Source organism: Cryobacterium sp. W22_MBD10_FK3, from assembly GCF_052113745.1.
Taxonomy (GTDB): Bacteria; Actinomycetota; Actinomycetes; order Actinomycetales; family Microbacteriaceae; genus Cryobacterium.
Window position 1 is genome coordinate 1 of the sequence record NZ_JBGQOH010000009.1, and the last position, 18,553, is coordinate 18,553.

An 18,553-nucleotide genomic window follows, 5' to 3' on the forward strand; every position below is an offset into this window, starting at 1 on the left:
GGTATGCGGGTGGCGCGCCACCCGCATACCGGCGCCCGACCCGCATACCTCGCCAGAGCCCCGTGGCGGTGGTGGTGACGGTGCAGCGGAGGCCCGGTGCGCGTGAGCCGGCCCGGCTCGGGGTGCGCGACCGCCCGGCGGCGTAGGATCAGCGCATATGGACCTACTGCAGAGCTTCTCCGGCGCGTTCGTGCTGCTCCTGGTTGTGGCGGTGGCGCTGGTCGTGTGTGTGATCGGGTGGCAGCTGCTGAAGATCAGCCGCGACGCCCGGGCGAGAGCCCGGCACACGCGGGCGGCGCGCGAATCGGACGAGGCCATTCGGGTGCGGCTGCGCGAGCGGGGCTTCAACGAGAACGAGATCACGGATGCCCTGCGCCACGTGACAGCCGCTTCCGACGACTCCTAGGGCGTGCCCACCGCAAGTGTCAAGGTCAGCGTGTGACCGAGAACCAACGGATGCGCGTGCCGCGCCGGGTCGCCGGCTCAGCTGAAACGTTGCTCGTCGAACTGCCCCACGCCATCCGCCATGCTCCACGCGGCGGCGAACGGCATCAGGGTCTCGATCGGGGCCACTCGCACGCCCTCGGCCGTGGGCAGCAGCACCCGGATGCCGGGGTGGTAGTCGAAGAGCACCTGGCGGTCACGTCCGCACGGGCCGACCACCCCGCGACCGTGGTTGCCCACGGCCACGATCGTCTCGATGCCGCGCGCACCGTTTGCGCGCGCCGTGCCCAACGCCACCAGTTCGGCGCACGGGCCGCCGGTGAAGTGGAACAGGTTCACGCCGGCGAACAAGCGGCCGTCGGCGGCACGCACGGCCGCACCCATGGTGTGGGCGCCGTCTTCGTCGGGCCCGGCATCCGTGTTGGCGTCGATCACCTCGCGGGCGAACTCGATCAGCTCCAGGTCGTCGGCTGTCGGCAGGGCAAGTTCGGCGGCGGGGCACATGTGCGCCATTCTACGGATGCCGCAGGGCGCGGCCCGGTCGAGCGCGGCCGGAGTGCGGGTGCGGCGCCGCAATGCGCCTGGCACGCCACCCGCCTCACGGCGCGTGGCCCGCGCGTCGGCGCGTGACCCGCGCGTCGGCCCGCAACCCGCGCGTCGGCCCGCGCCCACGCGCGTCGGCCCGCAACCCGCCGGACCGGTGCCTCAGCTGCGCCTCAGCGCACCACAATGCAGGGCCGACCCGACACGATGACGCAGGCATGGCATCATGACGGTCAGGCACATCGGCCTGACTCCGGCGAGAGGAACCATCGACCATGACCACAGTGACCTGCGACATCGCGGTCTCCACCGACGGCTACGCGGCCGGTCCGCATCAGAGCCTGGAGAATCCGATCGGCGAAGGCGGCCACGGCGTGCACCGATGGATGATGGAGCGGGCCGCCGAGAACGCCCAGGAGATCGCGGCGATCGTGGAGGCGGGCGCCTACATCATGGGCCGCAACATGTTCACTCCCGGCCGCGGCGAGTGGGACGACGACTGGACCGGCTGGTGGGGCGAGGATCCGCCGTACCACGCGCCGGTTTTCGTCCTGACGCACTACCCGCGACCACCGCTCGCCATGCAGGGCGGCACGACGTTCTTTTTCGTCACCGACGGCATCGAGTCGGCACTGGAGCAGGCCCGCGCCGCAGCGGGGGAGAAGACCGTGTCGGTGGCCGGTGGGGCAGCCACGGTTCGGCAATACCTTGCCGCCGGCCTGATCGATGAACTGCGCCTGCACGTGGCGCCAGTGGTGCTGGGTTCGGGTGAGCCCCTGCTGGCCGGGCTCGACAACCTCGGGCTGGAGCAGGTGAGCTCGGTGGAGAAGGAACTGGTGACGCACGTCACCTACCGGCGGGCGCGATGAGCTGAGCCGGCCGCGCGCTGAGCCAAGCGCACGACGTTAGGTGGCGGTGGGTGCCTCGAGGGTGGCGAGAAAATCGGTGACGTCCCGGTCGGTCTGTTCCATGGGCGTGTCCTTCATTGCGGCGGCGTGGTGGCGGTACCTGTGACTGTAGGTGGGGAGGCCCGGTGCCGACAAGCCCGACCGGGCCGGAGGGCCCGGGTGGTGAGGCCGGGCGCTGGCCGACGCGGCCGGCTGCCCTTGAAGGGCGGGCCTCACGCGGATACGGTTCCAGCGTGAACCCGTGACCGTACCCGTGACCGAATTCGTGACCGAAGGAGGACCCATGCCTGCCACCGCGCTGCCGTCCAGCGGCGACGACCCCGACGACGCTGCCCTGGCCGGTGCGGTGAAGATCTGTGACGCCCGGGGGATGGCCGAGATCCATCGGATGTTCCGGGCCGGGTTCGGCGAGAGCCCCGCGCTGGTCGGCGGGGTCGCCGACGGCGACGCTGAGCAGGCCGATGTCGTGGGCGACCACCTGGCGATGCTCTCCACCGGGCTGCACGCGCATCACGAGGGTGAGGACACCATGTTGTGGGGTCGGCTGGAGAAGCGAGCCCCCGCCTGCGCCGCCCACGTGGAGCGCATGAAGGAGCAGCACGCCGTGATGCTGGGGCACCTCGAGGAGCTCGACAAGAGCCTGCCCGCCTGGCGGGCGAGCGGCCGGGCGACGGATGCCGCATCCATTGCCACCGCCCTCGCCGGCATCAACGCTGCGCTCGCCGTGCACCTGCCCGACGAGGAGGCTCACATCGTGCCCGTGATGGAGACCGTGATCACGCCGCGCGAGGTCGACGCGCTCTCCGAGCACGGCCGCAAGGCCACGCCCAAGGGCAAGATGTTCGTGCAGTTGGGCACGATCCTCGCTGCGCAGCCGGACGGCGGATACGAGTGGCAGCACGAGCACCTGCCCGCTCCGGTGCGGTTGCTCTGGCGGTTGGTGGGCCGGCAACGGTACGAGCGGTACCGGGCGGCGCTGGTGAAGTGAGGCGGCCGGCCATCGGTGCGGCACGCTTTTAGCCGCCGATGCCGGCGGCGGGTTACAGGCCAGGCGCCCCGGGGAACAGGGCGCTGAGCAGGTACGGCCACAACAGCGTGAGGGCCAGCACGATGGGGACCACCACGAGCACCAGAATGCCCAGCGCCACGGAGTAGCTGAGAACAATGGCCACCAGCTGCATTCCCACGAAGGCCGCCGGCTCGTCGGGCACCTCGTGCACGTCGTCGAAGATCGTGAGGCCGTCGGCCTCTGTGGTGCTCTGCTCTGCCGTGTTCATCTGTACCCCCGGGGTGAAGACTATCGGTGCGCGGGATGTGCGGGTGATCGACGAGCGCCCAGAGTCGGGAGCACGTCGTGGGTGACGGCGATTCCGTCGCGGGTGGCGGTGGCCGGGTGTTGGTGCGGCCCGCTGCGACGTGGAGAACACGGTACCCCCGTGCTGTGGGGCGGGCAACTGCGCCGACGGCGTTTGGTGCGGGGTGGTGGTGGATGCGCGGGGCCGGGCGGCGGCATCCGCTGCGGAGTCGGTGGCGGATGCGCGGGGCAGGCCGGGCGGCGGCATCCGCTGCGGGGCTTGCGGCGATGTGCGGGCGAGGCGCCGTTATGCGGGTGGCGCGCCACGGGCATACCGGCGCGTTGCCCGCAGAGCTCGGCCGGGGGCATCCGGCGCGGGCCGCCGAGGGCGGGTGCACGCAGTCGGCCGACGGCATCCGGTGCGGGGCGCGGCGACGGGATGCGCCGGCCCGCCAGGACAGGATGCGCGCGCGCGTCTTTGCGTTGCGAGCCCGCACGGCGCAGGCGTAGCGTTGGCCGGGAGGCCGGGCACAAAGGAGTCGAGATGGCCGTCAGGGAGGCGTTCAGCACCGAGGAATGGCAGGCCGTCGGGGCCGCTCCGTTTCTGGTGGGCCTGTACCTGGTGGGGGCATCACCCGCGGGACCGATGGGGGCCATCGCGGAGATGCTGGCCGCGGAGAAGGCCGTGACGCGCGAGGCGCGTCAACCGGACGGGCTGCCGATCGTGAAGGAAATCGAGGCCGATCTGGTGGCCCAGGTGCTCACCAGTGATCTGGGCATGATCGACGGTGCCGCCGACGAGCAGGCCCGGGTGCTCGGCGAGTTGGCGCGGGCGCTGGCCCTGGTTGAGGCGCAGGCGCCGGCGATGGACTCGGCGTTCCGGGCCTGGCTGTACCGGCTGGGCGAACACGTGGTGCGCGTGGCCAGGGAAGTCGCGCCCACGGGTAGCGCGGCCCGCCAAACCACCGCCGAGGAGGCGGCTGCGCTGGCGACCCTGGCGGCGATGCTCGGGGCGCCCCGCTAGAGAGCGTCGCCGGCGTGAGGCGCGGGGGCTGCTGAGCTCGGGTGCCCGGTACCGCCGCGGCGTGCAGCCCAGGCGCGGCGGTTGCCGAACGCGGGTATACGAGGTGCTGAGCGGTGCGCTCGCCACGGAGCTCGCGGCGCTGGGCATCCGGGAGCACCGGGTCTGACGCGAGCCCGGCTGCTCCGCCGGTGTGCGGGCTAGAGGGTGCCGAGCTCGGTGAGCTTGGCGCGCACGTCGGCGTCGCTGGGCTCGACCATGTGGGTGTCGTCGGAGAACACGATCACGGGAATCTGCGTGCGCCCGCTGATGGCCTTGGCCCGGTCGGCGCCATCGGCCACGGTCTCCAGGTCGACGTAGTCGTACGCCACACCGAGGCCGTCGAGCAGCTTCTTCGAACGGCGGCAGTCGCGGCACCACTCGGCACCGAACATCGTGATGGTGGCGGTGGTGGTCGCGGGCGTTGCGGATGCGGTCATCCGTCGAGTTTAGGCGCGGGGCGGCTGGGCGGATGCTGAGCGCCCGGGTTTGGCCGCGATCGTGCCGGGCGCCCGGCGATCAGGGGGCGGTGGTGAGTTCCGGTTCCTCGGCGGGTCCGGCATCCGCGGCGTCCGCGGCATCCGCGGCCCGGCGGTGCACCCGGGTGGCCAGCACCGGAGCGAAGAACACCACCAGCAGACCGGCCAGCGGCACGAGCAACAGCCCGTAGCGCAGCTGGGACAGGTCGGCGATGGCGCCGATGATGGGCGGCGCGAGCAGGAATCCGAGCCGCAGCAACCAGGAGACTATCGTGAGCCCGGTGCCGGCCCGGAAGCCGGGCAGCTCGTCGGCGGCGTGCATCGCGCCCGGGATCAGGGTGGCGACACCGAAGCCGGCCAGGCCGAAGCCCACGACGGTGCCGGGAATCGACGGGAACGCCAGAGCGGTGCCCATGCCCAGGAACACGATCGCGCCGCCCGTGCGGGCCACGGCGCGCTGGCCGAACCTATCGACCAGGCCGTCGCCGAGCAGCCGGCCGATGAATTGCATGCCCTGCAGCGCGATGAAACCCAGCCCGGCCACCAGGGCGGATGCGCTGAGCGCGTCGGAGAGGTAGATGGCCGACCACGAGGCCCCGGCGTCTTCGACGACAGCGCCGGAGGCGGCGATCACCACGAGGGCGCCGAGCACCAGCCACTTGCCCCACCGGGCGGGGGAGCGGGTGGGCGTGTCGGTGTGCGGTGCCGGGTCGCTGGGCTCGGCTTCGAGGGGTTCGGGTCCGGCGAGCATGAACTTGTAGCTGTACAGCGCGAACAGGCTGAAGGTGACGGCGGACACGATGAGGTGCTGGCCGCGCGGAATGTCGAGCTGGGCGGCCGCTGCACCGAGGAGCCCGCCGGTGACGGCGCCGATGCTCCACACCGCGTGGAACGAGTTGAGGATGGAGCGTTTGTAGAGCCGCTGCACGCGCAGACCGTGCGAGTTCTGGGCGACGTCGGTGATGGAGTCCATCGCCCCGGCCAGGAAGATTCCGGCGGCCAGCGCCGCCCAGCTGGGTGCGATGCCGGCGAGAATCAGGCCCACCGCGGTGAACATCGTGGAGACCACGGCCACCCGGGACGACCGGAACCGGCGGATGAGCATGCCCGCGGCCAGCCCGGCGATGAGGGCTCCGAGCGGGAATGCCGCGACGGCGAAGCCGAACTCGGCGTTGCTGAGCCCGAGCTCGGACTTGATCGCGGGATACCGCGGGATCAGGTTGGCGAACAGCGCGCCGTTCGTGAAGAACAGCACGGCCACGGCAAACCTGGCACGGCGCACGCCCACGTCGGGGCGGGCAGCGGTGCGTTCTGCGGAGCGGGCGGGAGGCGTCATTGCGTCAGCGGACCTTCTGGTGGTGGTGGTGGTGTGGTGGTGTGGTGTGGTGTGGGTGCCGGTGGTGGTGTGGCTGCCGGTGGTGCGGCGGGTGCAAGGCACGGGTTTCAAGCTTGGCACGGATGCCGGCGGCGGTACACCCGGGGCCTTCGGCCGGGCATCCGGTCGGGTGGTCGTGCACGCGGGGTCGCCGGCGTCGGAGGGGCAGCTCGTCGGATTGGTGGCTCGGCGGCTGGGTAGCTCGCCGGCTGACGGACGGCCGGACAGTCGCTCGTGGCGCAGGTTGTTCCCCGTGGCGCGGGTTGTTCCTCGTGGCGCAGGTTATTGTCGGCATTAACCTGCGCCGCGGCGGCAAACCTGCGCTGCGGCAGCAAACCTGCGCCGCGAACGCACGAGCCCGCGGGCGCCAGGTGCCCGGGCCCTTCCCCACAGCGGACCGGTTGCCTATGCTGGCAGCGTCGTGAGTCGGCCGCCGCCGAGGGGGCCGCCGCTGGTGGTGGGAGGTGCGACGATGACCGAGAAACCGCCCCTGCCGGTGGGCACGGCAGTGCTGGGCCTGGTGGCGTGCGTGGCGCGCACCGGCGTGCTGCTGGCCGGGCGGCGTATCCACTTGCCGCGGGAGAACGCCGGCAAACGGCTGTCGTTCGCCGACGGCACCCGCGCGGTGGTCTACCGCGAAACCGTCGTCGAACGCGGGGAGACCCGTGATCCGGCGGTGCTGGTGGTGGGGTTTCGGCTGCGGCTGCTGCGGGGGCGGGCGCACCGCTGGTTCCGGGTGGAGAGCATCCTGAACACGCCGCTGTTCGTCGGGTTTCCCGGCTACGTGTCGAAGCTGTGGCTGACCCACGACGGCAACGGCTTGTACCGGGGCGTCTACGAGTGGGACGGCGCCGAGAGAGCTGAAACCTATGCCCGCAGCCTCTGGCGGGTGCTCGCGCTGGGCAGCGTGCCGGGGTCGATCCGCTACCGGGTGCTCCCGGGTGTGCGGCGGGACGCGTTCCTGCACGACCCGCACCGGTATGCGGGCGCGCCGGCCGCCGGCGCTGAGGACTGGTGGCGGGTGGCCGAACCGATTTCGCCGAAGGGCCGGGTGCGCGAACCCGTATGACCGATCCTGACGTGGACGTCCTGGTGGTGGGGGCCGGCACCACCGGGCTCTCCCTGGCGTTGCAGGCCGTGGCGCACGGGGCCCGGGTGCGCATCGTCGAGCGGCGGCCGCAGTCGTTCCGGCCGTCGCGGGCGATGGTGATGCATCCGCGCACGCTCGAGCTGCTGCGCCCGCTGGGCGTGACCGATGCGCTGCTCGCGCTCGGCAACACGTCGCCGGCGGTGCGACTGCACCTGCGATCGCGGGTGGTGCCGGTCTCGATCGAGCAGCTTGACCTGCCCGGCACCGCGTTTCCGCACCTGCTGCTGATTCGGCAGGCCGACGTGGAGGCGGTGCTGGCCGCGGCGCTCGCCGAGCGCGGCGTGGTGGTGCAGCGCGGCGCGGAGGTGGTGCGGGTGGCGCGGCTGCGTCAGGGCGGGGCCCGGGCGGTGCTGCGCACCGAAGACGGCAGGCCGGACGAAGACGTGGTGTGCCGCTATCTGGCCGGATGCGACGGGCCGGCGAGTCTGGTGCGGCGGTCGGTCGGCGGTTTTCTCGGCGGCGACTACGACCAGGAGGTGGTGCTCGCCGATGTTGAACTGGGCCCGCCTGGCGCGCTGGCACCGGCACGCACCGCGGTGGTCGAGGAGGTTGCGGACGGCGAAGGAGCCGGCGCCGGGCCGCCGGCGGGGGAGGCGGGTGCCGCGGCTACCCCGACCGCCGGGGAGTGGGCCGTGTCTGCGCGGGCCGCGGCGGCCCGGGCGGCGCGAGCGGCCCGAACCGCGCGGGCGTTGGCGCCGGTGGTGCTCGAAGAGGGGGTGGCGCACGTCGTGGTCGGGCGGCGGGGTCTGGTGTTCCTGGTCAACATCGGCGAACAGGCCAGTTGGCGCATGCTCGCCACCCGGCGCGCGGGCGGCGACCGGCAGCCGTTCGGTCAACTCGGCCCGCCCGTACCGCGGGAGCAGCTACAGGAGTTGGTCGACGAGGCCGGGCTGCCGGCGCGGATCACCACGGTGGCCTGGTCGGCCCAGGTGCGGTTGCAGCACCGGCTGGCCAGCCGGTTCAGCCGGGGTCCGCTCTTTGTCGCCGGGGATGCCGCGCACGTGCACTCGCCGGCGGGCGCGCAGGGCATGAACGCCGGCATCCACGATGCCGTGAATCTCGGCTGGAAGCTCGCGTTCGCCGCCGCGGCCGGGCGGCGGGCCGAGGAGGTGCCGACAAACACAGCACCGGGCAGCCCCGGAGCTCAGGACGCGCCAACCGGCACTGCAGGTGGCCCCGGAACCCTGGCCGCCCGGCCGGGCTCGGCGCTGCTCGACTCGTACGCCCTGGAACGACGGGCCGCCGACCGCGCCGTGCTGCGCCTGACGCACCTCATCTATTGGGCCGAGGCCAGCCTGCATCCGCTCGCCCAGCTGGGCCGCGCCGTGGCGGTGCCGCTGGCGGCGCCGTTGCTGCCCTGGCTCACCCGGCGACGCCGGCTCACCGCGGCGGGGGTGCGCACTCTCGCGCAGTTTCGGCTGCAGTACGCGCGCAGTCCGCTGTCGGTGGACGTGCGCGCGTCGCTCGTGCCTGTGCGCGGCGGACTGGCCCGGCGCGGGCTGCGGCCGGGCGCGCGGGTGGCGGACACGCTGGTGCGGTGTGAGGGCCGCCGGGTGCGCCTGCACGAACTGCTGGCGCGGCCGGGCGTGCACATTCTGCTGCAGGCCGACGCCGGACCGGTGCCCGAGCGGATGCTGGGCCCGTTGGTGCACAGCTACCGGCTCGACGACCGGCCCGGCACCGGCATGCTCGTCGTGCGGCCCGATGGTTACGCGGCGTTGCGGGCGCCGGTGCTCGACGAAGCCCACCTCGCCGCGTGGCTGCGCCTGGTGGGGCAACCCGTGCGCTGACCGGGCTCAGCTGCGCACCGGGGCCTCGCAGGGCTCGAGCCGGAAGATCGGGTGGTCGGCCAGGTCCGGCAGTTCCGCCAGGAACGGCCCGGCCCGCCGGCCGAGGTTCGCCAGGTAGTCGGCGGCCACCTGGTCGTGTTCGAGGCCGCGCAGCTCCGTGGCCCGATGCGGGTGCCGGCGCCAGCGCAGGCGCAGTTCGCAGCGTCCGGCGACCCTGAGGTTGCGCACCCACTGGGTCTCGCCGCGCCCGGCGATGATGTACCGGTCACCCTGAAACCGGAAGGGCGCCACCGGCGTGCTGATCTCCAGGCCGCTGGTGCGCCCCCGCACGATGAGGGTGGGGACGCCGCAGAACCTGGCGACCGGGTTCACGACGTGCACCATGAAGGGACTGGGCGGAAGATACCCGGTGTGGCGGGTGGGCGTGCTGCTCAAGGGGGGCCTCCGTTCGGTGTCGTCGGATGCGGCGTTACCGCCGCATGCACGACACGGTACTGCCGCTGCCCGGCCTGCGGAAGGCGGCGGAACCGACCCGCCGCGACCCGAGCGCGCCCGCCGAAACGGGGGTATAACGGCAGGCGCAGGCTCTATCGTGGGCCTGACCTGAGTGGCCTGGACCGGGTGCGCGAGGTGGGGCGTGGGAATGCACCTCGGCGGGCGACATCGTCAACCGCGCGCGGCGGCAACCGCTCCGCCGCCCCCGGTTGCCACCAGCGTGGGCAAACGATTGCAAACGCATGCGCGGGGCGCAGCGGGCAGTGATTCGCGGGCATTCGCGCTGAATGCACCGTAGAAGCGGGCCGAGTTCACGATGAACTGAGAAATTGTCTTGCTATGAGCGTGCGGGATCTGTACTGTTCCTAACCACGGGCAATCGATTTCCCATCGAATTGCGCGCCGGACGACGACGTCCACCGGGTCAGTCCCGGGCCAGCATGGCCACCCGCAAAGGAGCGAGAACGATGCCCAGCAAGAAACCCCTAAGACTAATCAGCCTGATCGGATTCGGATTGGCGGCCACCCTGGCCACCTCGGCCTGTGCAGGGTCAGCGGGTGCACCACAAGCCGACCCCGCCGCCCCGGTCGATCTCTCCTTCTCCAACTGGCAGTGGCTCGAAGCCGGCAAGGGTGAAATTCTCTGGGACTCGGTGAAGGACTACGCCGGCCCCAACGACAACGTCACACTCACCAAGGTGGAGGCGCCGTACGCCAGCTATGCCGACAAGCTCAACACCGAGATCGGTGCGAAGGGCGGCGCCGATGTGCTCGTGCTGCAAGACAGCCAGTTCGCCACCCTGGCCGACGCGGGCGCTCTGGAACCCCTCGATGACGTGGGTGACGAACTCGGTGCCGCCCTCAACGGCAGCAACGACGCCGGCCTCGTGGAGGACGCCCGGTACGGCTTCAACTGGGAGCGCCCCGGCTACGCCCTGATCTACAACAAGGACCTCATCGCCAGCGCCGGCATCGAGGTGCCCACCACCTACCCCGAGCTGCTGGCCGCGGCGACCGCCGTGCAGGCCAATCTCGGTATCTCCGGGTTCGCCGGCCGGCACCAGACCGCCGAAGTGGATGGCTGGACCCTCGAGTTCGCCAACTGGATCAACGGCTTCGGCGGCGCGCTCAGCGAAGACGGCGAGCTCACCATCAACTCGCCGGAGAACGTTGAGGCGGCCGAGTCCTTCGTCGAGCTGTTCACCTCCGGCGTCGTGCCGGTCGGCGACGACGCGTCCACCTTCAGGGCCAAGTTCGCGCAGAACCAGGTCGGCTTCCTGATCGACAACGCCGGCGTCGCGGTCACCCTGACCAGCAACCCGGAGAACCTCGTGACCGGCCAGAACCTGGGCGCCGCTCCGCTGCCGTTCACCGACCCCGGATCGCACACCCAGCTGATCCTCGCTGTGAACGCCAACAGCAAGAACAAGGAAGCGGCCAAGGACTTCGTGCGCTGGATCCTCAGCGACGAAGGGCAGACGGCCATCCGCCCCGCTCTCGGCGCCAGCGTGCTCGCCACCGACACCCCGCCCAGTGCTGAGTTCCTGGCCGCCAACCCGTTCGCCGAGGAGTACCTCAAGCTTGCGCAGGAGTCCACCTCCAGCCTGATCCCCGGCTTCGAGACAGACAGCAAGGCCATCTGGCGCGAGGTGCTCTCCGCCGTCGAAGGCGCGCTGGTGCGCGGGGACGACGTCAAGGACGCATTCGACGCCGTGCAGGACAAGGTCGTCAACGAGTTCGGCTAGACCCGCCTCCTCGAGTGCTCGCCGGGATGCCCCCTCCCGGCGAGCGCCCCCGGGGCGGTCGTGACCGCCCACTGTTTCCACATCGAATTCATCCATCTGGAATCGAGTCTTCCCATGTCCACTCTGGCCACAGCCCGGCCGTCGACGGCCCCCTCGGTGCCGCCGGCCGGCCGCCCGAGAATCACCCGCAGGTCGTTCATCCCGTACCTCTTCATCGTGCCGGCGCTGCTCTACCTGATCGTCTTCACCGTCATCCCTCTGCTGCAGGGGGTGGCCATGAGCTTCACCGACAGCAAACTCGTCAACCCGAGCGGCGGCCGCCCGGTCGGCCTCGAGAACTACGAGTACGTGCTCGGCAACGACAGGTTCATCAACTCGCTCCTCACCACCGCGGTCTACACGCTTGTCACCGTCATCTTCGCCGTGGGCATCGGTGTCCTCGGCGCCCTGCTGCTGAACCGGCCCTTCCGGGGCCGAGTGATTGTGCGCAGCCTGGTCACCATTCCCTGGGCCGTGCCCACGGTGGCGGCCGCGCTCATCTTCGCCTGGATCTACAACCAGGAGAACGGCGTGCTCAACGACGCCACCGGTGCGCTCGGCCTCGGCCAGCACGGCTGGCTCACCGATCCGACGTTCGGCCTGTCCGCCGTGCTCGTCGCGACGGTGTGGAAGGTCTTCCCACTGGTGCTGCTGGTGGTGCTCGCCTCCCTGCAGAGCATTCCGCACGAGCTGAAGGAAGCGACCTGGCTCGACGGCGCCACCCCGTTCCAGTCATTCAAAGCGGTCACCCTCCCGCACATCATGCCGACCATCCGGGTGATGGCCCTGCTCATGACCATCTGGTCGATCCGGCGCTTCGAGATCATCTTCCTGCTCACCGGCGGTGGCCCGCTCGACAGCACGAACACCCTGGTGGTCAACGTGTACCGCACCGCATTCCAAGACCAGAACCTCGGCCGCGCCGCCGCAATCGGAGTGCTCGGACTGTCGCTCTCCATCATCGTCACGGTCGTCTACTTCGTCGTAGAAAACCGCCAGGAACGAAAGGACGCGTGAGATGAAGAACAAAATCGTCGCCCGGGTTGCCTGGGCGCTGTCGATCACCGCTCTCGTGGTCTTCGCCGGCTTCCCCACCTACTGGATGCTCACCACGGCGCTGAGCTCCGACACCGAGCTCTACAAGACCGGGCAGGACATCCTGCCGCATCTGGAACGCCTCGGCGCCTTCCCCACGGCCTTCCTGTCGATGCCGATGCTGTCCTGGCTCGGCAGCTCCTTCGTGATCGCCACTGGCACGACGCTGCTCAGCCTGCTGCTGGCGGTCGCGGCCGGTTACGCGCTGAGCCGGTTCAGGTTCTACGGCAAGGGCGTGACCGGGTTCGTGCTCTTCGCCACCCAGATGCTGCCGGAGGCGCTGCTGATCGTGCCGCTCTACGCGCTCTTCGCCAACCTCGGCCTGCTCAACAACCTGGGCGGCCTGGTCCTGGCCAATGCGGCGTTCACGATGCCGGTGGCCACGTTCATCCTCAAGGGCGCCATCGACAAGGTCCCGTTCGAAATCGAAGAATCGGCCCGGGTGGATGGCTGCTCCCGGATGGGCATCGTCAGCATGATCGTGTTCCCGCTCATCGTGCCCAGCGTCGCCGCGGCCGCGATCATCTCCTTCTTCGACGGCTGGAACGAGTTCCTCTTCGCCAACACCTTCATCTCCGACTCGGCGCTGTGGCCGGCCTCGGTGGGTCTGGCGTCGTTCCTCGGCCAGTTCTTCACCCCGATCAACCTGGTCATGGTGGCCGCGCTCACCTTCGCGCTGCCGGCCATCGTGTTCTTCCTCATCGCCCAGCGCAGCATCGTCTCCGGCCTCACCGCCGGATCAGTCAAAGGATAGGCAGCATGCCCACACTGGACTTCACCCACGTGCGCAAGGATTACGGCGCAACCCCTGTCATCACCGACTTCACCGCGAGCATCGACGACAACGAGTTCCTCGTGTTGCTCGGCCCGTCCGGCTGCGGCAAGTCCACCCTGCTGCGCATGATCGCCGGCCTGGTCGACACGACCGGCGGCAGCATCTCCTTCGACGGCCAGGACATGGCGGGCCAGGACCCCCGCCAGCGCAATGTGGCGTTCGTCTTCCAGTCCTATGCCCTTTATCCCCATATGACGGTGCGGGCCAACCTCGGATTCCCGCTCGCCATGGACCGGTTCCGCTGGTGGAACCAGTTCCCGGTGATGAACGCGCTGTCGGTGCGTTGGCTCGTGCGCCGGCCCGAGATCGCCGCGCGCATCGACGAGGTCGCGACGATGCTGGCACTGGGGGATCTGCTCGACCGACGCCCGAAGGACCTCTCCGGCGGCCAGCGCCAACGCGTGGCCCTGGCCAGGGCGTTGGTGCGCGACCCGCGACTGTTCCTGCTCGACGAACCGCTCTCCAATCTCGACGCCCAGCTGCGCTCATCGATGCGCAGCGAGATCGCCGGCCTCTACCAACGGGTGAAGAAGACCTTCGTCTACGTCACCCATGACCAGGTCGAAGCGATGACCATGGGCACGCGGGTGATCATCCTCAACAAGGGTGTGATCCAGCAGATCGGAACGCCGCAGGAGATCTACGAACGCCCGGCGAACGTCTTCGTCGCCGGCTTCATCGGGGCGCCACCGATGAACATCCTGCCCGCTGCAGTTCTCGCCGCCGGTGCCTCGGATGTCTCGGATGCCTCGGACGCGCTGGTGGGCATCCGCCCCGAACACCTGCGGCTGTCGACCGACCCGGCCGCGGCCGGCATGAGAACCCGCATCACCAGCATCGAAGACCTCGGGTCCTCCTGGGTCTACGCCTTCGAGCTGGGCGGCACGCCCGTGCATGCCACGAGCAACACCAAGCTCAGCCTGTTCACCGGCGAGGAAGCCACGGTGACCTTCGACCCCGCCGACGCCCTGCGTTTCGACGCGGGCACCGGGCTCCTGCTCAGCCCTGACCGCCAGACCCACTGACCCTCCGAACCCACCTACCCATCACCGAGACAACGAGGAAACCATGACATACATCACCGAAAATCTCAGCGGAAAAGTCGCCGTCATCACCGGCGCGAGCACCGGCATCGGCGCCGCCCTGGCCCGCACCCTGAGCGCGCAGGGCGTGAAGCTCGCGCTGGCCTCCCGCGCCGGCACCGACCTCGGCCTGCCCGACGCCATCTACCGGTCGGTGGACGTGACCGACCGTGCGGCGGTGCAGGCGTTCGTCGACGAGGCAGCCACAGTCTTCGGTTCCGTCGACATCGCCGTGGCCAACGCCGGCGTGGGCTCCTACGGCCAGTTCCTGGATGTGCCTGAGGAGCACGAGAACGAAATGATCGGCACCAACGTCCTCGGCACCATCCACCTCTACCGGGCGTCGATCCCGCACATCACGGCGGCCGGCGGGGGAGACCTCATCACCGTTGCGAGCGAGGCCGGCCGGCGCGGGCTGCCCGGCGAAGCGGTGTACTCCGCCAGCAAGTTCGCCCAGGTGGGTCTCACCCGTGCGCTGGACAACGAACTGCGCGAGTCCGGCATCCGTGCCACCAACATCTGCCCCGGCGGGGTGTGGACCAAATTCGCCCTCACCGACGAACGAGGCCGCACCGACGGCAGCGAGCAGCTGCAGGGCATGATGCGAGCCGAAGACGTGGCCGAACTGATCAGCTTCACCCTCACCCGGCCCCGCCACATGCGGATGCTCGAAACGGCCCTTCGCCCCATGACCGAGGCCTCGTGGGGCTAGGCCTGCACACGCAGCCAGTAGCTTCACCGACCAGCCAGACCCACAGAAAGAGAAGACAATGACGTTAATCGACCCGAAGACCCCGCTCGGCGGCGTAATCCCGCCCATCATCACGCCGCTCACTCCCGCCGGAGACATCGACACCCGATCACTGACCAGGCTCGTGAACTTCGAAGTGGGCGCCGGAGTGAGCGCGATCTTCGTGCACGGAACCGGCGGCGAGGGCCCTTACCTCAGCGACGCCGAACAGCACACGGTGCTCGCCACCGTCACCGAGGCCGTTGCTGGCCGGGTGCCTGTTCTGGCCGGGGTGAGTGACATCGGCACGAACAAGGTGTTGAAGAATGTGGGCATCGCCGAGCAGTACCCGGTCGACGCCCTGGTCACCACCAGCGCGTTCTATGGCTCGGTGGGCCCGGTGGAGATCGCCCACCACTACCGCACCATTGCCGCGCGCAGCGACCTGCCGCTCTACGCCTACGACATCCCGGTTTTCGCCGGAACCAAGCTGCCGGCGGAGCTCATCGTGGAGCTCGCCCACGAAGGGGTGATCCGGGGTGTCAAGGACACCAGCGGCGAGGAAGACGGCTTTCGGTACATGATCGAGAACACCCGCGACCTCCCCGGCTTCTCGGTGATCACCGGCTCGGACATCACCGGTGACGCCGCCATTCTGCAGGGTGCCCACGGGCTCATCGTCGGCGTGGCGAACATCGACCCGCACGGCTTCGTCAAGGTCTTCGAGGCCGCCTCGCGGGGCGACTGGGCGGCCGCGCGCATCGAGCAGGAGCGCCTGCACAAGCTGCGCCTCATCGCCAAGATCGCGGCCAAGCGGATCAGCGGGTTCAGCGCCACCATCGGCGCGTTCAAGGCGGCCATGGTGCTGCGCGGCATCATCGATCACGATCTGCTGCAGGCCCCGCTGCAACAGATCAACGAGCAGGAAAAAGAGCAGGTCGCCGCAGTTTTGGCTTCCCAGGGCCTCGGGCGGATTCCCGAGCTCTCCCGCGTCTAATATGAAGGGCGCTCCGACTCGGATGCGTGGCATCCGGTCTCGGAGCGTCCTTCACGCCCCCATTGCGATGAAAAGGATCCGGACATGGCTGAAACCCCGCAGGTGTACAAACGCATCACCGTGCGCGACGTGGCAGACCGGGCCGGTGTGTCCACCTCCACCGTCTCGCGAGCGCTGAGCGGTGCACGGGCAGTCGACCCCGCGATCAAGGCCAAGGTCTTCGCCATCGCCGACGAGCTGGGCTACCGGCCCAACCAGATCGCGGCAGCGCTGCGGCAGAACCTCACTCGCACAGTGGGGTTCGTGGTGCCCGACATCACCAACCCCTATTTCCCGTCGCTGATCGAGGCCCTGGAGACCCATCTTCGTGAACTGGGCATCGTCATGCTGCTGGTCAACTCGGCCAACGACGCCACCGTCGAGGCGTTCGGCGTGCGCTCGCTGCTCAGCCGCAATGTGGATGCGCTGTTCATCAGCCCCTGCCACCGGGAACGAAGCCGCGAGATCATCGACTACGCCGCACGATTCACCCAGATCATCCAGGTGGACAGGTTCGCCAACGACGCCCTGCCCTACGTGGGCGTGGACCAGCGCACCGCCATCAAGGAGCTCGTGGAGATGCTGCGGGCACGCGGCCACAGCGAGCTTGGCTTCGTGGGGTCGCACGATGAGGAATGGCCGACGTACAACCGGGAGCGGGTCTACCGCGAAGTCGCCGGAGCGGTCTCGGGCAACCGGGTGCTGCAGTGCGAGCACACCATTGCGGCCGGACGTGCCATCGGCAAGGATCTCCCGCTCATTTGGCCGGGGGTCTTTGGAATCGTGTGCGCCAACGACGCCGTCGCCTTCGGGGTTCGCGACGCGCTTGCGAGCGCTCATCCCGACCTGGTGGACGAGTACATGATCACTGGATTCGACAACACCGTGCTGGCCGAAGCCGGGCACTTCACCTCGGTGGAGCAGCCCATTCACGCCGTCGCGCTGGAGGCGATGGCGGTGCTCTCATCGACCGCCGCACGGGCCGGCGACGGACTCCGCGCGGCGGACGATCGGCCCGCCTTCATCGAGCTCGGCGCCGAGGTCAAGTTCCGGTCCTGATGCGGACGGCCGGGCTTTGTGCCGGGTGCCGGGTGCCGGGTGTCGGGCTGATCGGTTCAGTGGTGCGCGGCGAGGGGATGGGTGGGGCCCACACCGGGGTCGTTCTCGCCCGGGCCGGGCACGATCGCGATATCGGTGAGCGGCACCACCGCGCCGGCGGCGGTGACGAACGCGATCGAGGTGGCCTCGCCGGTTTCGGCGTGCTGGTAGAGCCGGCTGGGGCCGTGGCCGGACGGCCGGTACTCGTTGCCCCATTCGGCGAGCGCCCCGAGCACCGGGAGCAGGGCATCACCGGCCGCGGTGAGGTGGTAGTCGAAGCGTTCCCGGGCGCCGGGCTCCCGGTAGCCGCGGCGTTCGAGCACCCCGGCCTCCACGAGCGAGCTCAGCCGTGAGGTGAGGATGTCGGTGGGGATGCCGAGCACCCGGCGGAAGTCGCTGAACCTGGTGTGCCCGCGGAAACCCTCCCGCACGATCAGGATCGTCCACCGGTCGCCGAGAACCTGCAGGGTACGCGCGATGGAGCAGCGCAAATCGTCGCCGGAGCGTCGCGTCAAGGTGGGGAGCGGACGAGCATCGGAGGACTCCGTTGTCATGACGGCGTCCTCCCGGCGCGTGTAGCCTCCACCACGGCTCGGAGCCTCCGCGCCTCGCTCATGACGAGGCTGTGTCGCCGGCGAGCCAGGCACGAACGACCTCGAGGGCTGCTGCCCGCTTGGCGGCCAAGTCGGCGAGATCGGTGATGAGCAGGCTCGCGCGAATGTCGGAGTGCCAGGTGAGCAGGTCGTGCGGGTCACCGGTGAAGGCGGATGCGGCATCCCTGTTCTCGGTCGTCGTCGCACCCCGGTGCAGCACCAGACGCACGCCGTCCTTGCCCTGCGCGCTGATCGTGGCCTGGTCGACCCCGCTGACCACGTAGCTCGGGGAGTTCCACTTGACATGTTCGCGCGCGGCGGGCTCGGCCTCGTGCACGAGCTGCCGGAGTCCCTCGATCACAGGAAGCCGGTCGGTGGGCTGGGCGGCGAGGAACTCCTCCACGCTGCCATAACGATCAACCATGGGGGGAGTGTACCGCGCGGGTGCGGCGCGGCGCCCGCCTGCCGTCTGGTGCGGGAGCTATGCGGGTCAGGCGCCGCTCTGCGCCTGGCGCGCCACCCGCATAGCGGCGCGGCACCCGCCTACCGTCTCGCGGGTGAGCTGTGCGGGTCAGGCGCCGCCCTGCGCCCGGCGCGCCACCCTGGCGCGGCACCCGCATAGCGGCGCGGCACCCGCATAGCGGCGCGGCACCCGCACGGCGACGCGCCATCAGCGCGCCCTCGCACCCGCCCGCCCGCCCCCTGCGATTGACGCCAGGATGCCCACGCGGTAGACACAATGGAGGTCGAGCAGGGCAGACC

The 18,553-nt window shown here is 70.1% G+C and carries 20 protein-coding genes; 13 read left to right on the forward strand and 7 right to left on the reverse strand.

The window, feature by feature from the left end; translation table 11 throughout:
- The first annotated feature begins 157 nt into the window (after window positions 1–157).
- On the forward strand, window positions 158–406 hold the full coding sequence (locus tag ACEN2M_RS10605; protein WP_441648088.1) for a hypothetical protein: 249 nt from the start codon (window positions 158–160) through the stop codon (window positions 404–406).
- Between the two features lie 77 nt (window positions 407–483).
- Here ACEN2M_RS10605 and ACEN2M_RS10610 read toward each other — a convergent pair whose 3' ends face one another.
- Window positions 484–1,032 carry a hypothetical protein gene (locus ACEN2M_RS10610; RefSeq protein ID WP_441648089.1) on the reverse strand — a complete coding sequence of 183 codons (549 nt, stop codon included), beginning with the start codon at window positions 1,030–1,032 and terminating at the stop codon, window positions 484–486.
- Window positions 1,033–1,262: 230 nt separating this feature from the next.
- On the opposite strand from ACEN2M_RS10610, the gene ACEN2M_RS10615 reads away from it, so the two are divergent.
- Together ACEN2M_RS10615 and ACEN2M_RS10620 are read left to right on the forward strand one after the other, a co-directional pair.
- Window positions 1,263–1,856, forward strand: coding sequence for a dihydrofolate reductase family protein (locus ACEN2M_RS10615; RefSeq protein ID WP_441648090.1), 594 nt, complete (start codon window positions 1,263–1,265; stop codon window positions 1,854–1,856).
- A 322-nt stretch (window positions 1,857–2,178) separates the two neighbouring features.
- Window positions 2,179–2,883, forward strand: coding sequence for a hemerythrin domain-containing protein (locus ACEN2M_RS10620; protein ID WP_441648091.1), 705 nt, complete (start codon window positions 2,179–2,181; stop codon window positions 2,881–2,883).
- Between the two features lie 52 nt (window positions 2,884–2,935).
- On the opposite strand, the gene ACEN2M_RS10625 is transcribed toward ACEN2M_RS10620, so the two are convergent.
- Window positions 2,936–3,172 carry a hypothetical protein gene (locus ACEN2M_RS10625; RefSeq protein ID WP_441648092.1) on the reverse strand — a complete coding sequence of 79 codons (237 nt, stop codon included), beginning with the start codon at window positions 3,170–3,172 and terminating at the stop codon, window positions 2,936–2,938.
- A gap of 561 nt (window positions 3,173–3,733) precedes the next feature.
- On the opposite strand from ACEN2M_RS10625, the gene ACEN2M_RS10630 reads away from it, so the two are divergent.
- Complete coding sequence (locus ACEN2M_RS10630) at window positions 3,734–4,213, forward strand: hypothetical protein (RefSeq protein WP_441648093.1); 480 nt, start codon at window positions 3,734–3,736, stop codon at window positions 4,211–4,213.
- Between the two features lie 197 nt (window positions 4,214–4,410).
- Here the strand turns inward: ACEN2M_RS10630 and ACEN2M_RS10635 are convergent, their stop codons facing one another.
- Complete coding sequence (locus ACEN2M_RS10635; RefSeq protein ID WP_441648094.1) at window positions 4,411–4,689, reverse strand: glutaredoxin family protein; 279 nt, start codon at window positions 4,687–4,689, stop codon at window positions 4,411–4,413.
- A 79-nt stretch (window positions 4,690–4,768) separates the two neighbouring features.
- Window positions 4,769–6,064, reverse strand: coding sequence for an MFS transporter (locus tag ACEN2M_RS10640; protein WP_441648194.1), 1,296 nt, complete (start codon window positions 6,062–6,064; stop codon window positions 4,769–4,771).
- Window positions 6,065–6,575: 511 nt separating this feature from the next.
- Here ACEN2M_RS10640 and ACEN2M_RS10645 point away from each other — a divergent pair.
- Both ACEN2M_RS10645 and ACEN2M_RS10650 read left to right on the forward strand, forming a co-directional pair.
- Complete coding sequence (locus tag ACEN2M_RS10645; RefSeq protein ID WP_441648095.1) at window positions 6,576–7,172, forward strand: hypothetical protein; 597 nt, start codon at window positions 6,576–6,578, stop codon at window positions 7,170–7,172.
- Window positions 7,169–9,043 carry an FAD-dependent monooxygenase gene (locus ACEN2M_RS10650; protein ID WP_441648096.1) on the forward strand — a complete coding sequence of 625 codons (1,875 nt, stop codon included), beginning with the start codon at window positions 7,169–7,171 and terminating at the stop codon, window positions 9,041–9,043. Before ACEN2M_RS10645 ends, ACEN2M_RS10650 begins: the two co-directional genes overlap by 4 nt.
- Before the next feature lie 6 nt (window positions 9,044–9,049).
- On the opposite strand, the gene ACEN2M_RS10655 is transcribed toward ACEN2M_RS10650, so the two are convergent.
- A complete protein-coding gene (locus ACEN2M_RS10655) occupies window positions 9,050–9,478 on the reverse strand; it encodes a nitroreductase/quinone reductase family protein (protein WP_441648097.1) in 429 nt (142 codons plus the stop codon).
- A 527-nt stretch (window positions 9,479–10,005) separates the two neighbouring features.
- Between ACEN2M_RS10655 and ACEN2M_RS10660 the strand changes: the two genes are divergently transcribed.
- From ACEN2M_RS10660 to ACEN2M_RS10690, 7 genes are all read left to right on the forward strand, one after another.
- The gene (locus ACEN2M_RS10660) at window positions 10,006–11,283 is read left to right on the forward strand and encodes an ABC transporter substrate-binding protein (RefSeq protein WP_441648098.1); all 1,278 of its coding nucleotides are present in this window, start codon (window positions 10,006–10,008) and stop codon (window positions 11,281–11,283) included.
- A gap of 114 nt (window positions 11,284–11,397) precedes the next feature.
- Complete coding sequence (locus ACEN2M_RS10665) at window positions 11,398–12,339, forward strand: carbohydrate ABC transporter permease (protein WP_441648099.1); 942 nt, start codon at window positions 11,398–11,400, stop codon at window positions 12,337–12,339.
- Between the two features lies 1 nt (window position 12,340).
- Window positions 12,341–13,171: a carbohydrate ABC transporter permease gene (locus ACEN2M_RS10670; RefSeq protein WP_441648100.1), complete on the forward strand. Its 831-nt coding sequence runs from the start codon at window positions 12,341–12,343 to the stop codon at window positions 13,169–13,171.
- A gap of 5 nt (window positions 13,172–13,176) precedes the next feature.
- Window positions 13,177–14,277 carry an ABC transporter ATP-binding protein gene (locus tag ACEN2M_RS10675; protein WP_441648101.1) on the forward strand — a complete coding sequence of 367 codons (1,101 nt, stop codon included), beginning with the start codon at window positions 13,177–13,179 and terminating at the stop codon, window positions 14,275–14,277.
- Between the two features lie 43 nt (window positions 14,278–14,320).
- Window positions 14,321–15,046 (forward strand): SDR family oxidoreductase, encoded by a 726-nt coding sequence (locus tag ACEN2M_RS10680; RefSeq protein WP_441648102.1) that lies wholly within the window; start codon window positions 14,321–14,323, stop codon window positions 15,044–15,046.
- Window positions 15,047–15,104: 58 nt separating this feature from the next.
- Entirely contained in the window at window positions 15,105–16,061 is a 957-nt protein-coding gene (locus tag ACEN2M_RS10685; protein WP_441648103.1) for a dihydrodipicolinate synthase family protein, read from the forward strand.
- 84 nt (window positions 16,062–16,145) lie between these two features.
- Window positions 16,146–17,159 (forward strand): LacI family DNA-binding transcriptional regulator, encoded by a 1,014-nt coding sequence (locus ACEN2M_RS10690; RefSeq protein ID WP_441648104.1) that lies wholly within the window; start codon window positions 16,146–16,148, stop codon window positions 17,157–17,159.
- Between the two features lie 56 nt (window positions 17,160–17,215).
- Here the strand turns inward: ACEN2M_RS10690 and ACEN2M_RS10695 are convergent, their stop codons facing one another.
- Both ACEN2M_RS10695 and ACEN2M_RS10700 read right to left on the reverse strand, forming a co-directional pair.
- Window positions 17,216–17,752 (reverse strand): winged helix-turn-helix transcriptional regulator, encoded by a 537-nt coding sequence (locus tag ACEN2M_RS10695; protein WP_441648105.1) that lies wholly within the window; start codon window positions 17,750–17,752, stop codon window positions 17,216–17,218.
- Window positions 17,753–17,810: 58 nt separating this feature from the next.
- Window positions 17,811–18,215, reverse strand: a complete 405-nt coding sequence (locus ACEN2M_RS10700) for a DUF1801 domain-containing protein (RefSeq protein ID WP_441648106.1) — start codon at window positions 18,213–18,215, stop codon at window positions 17,811–17,813.
- Window positions 18,216–18,553 lie beyond the last annotated feature (338 nt).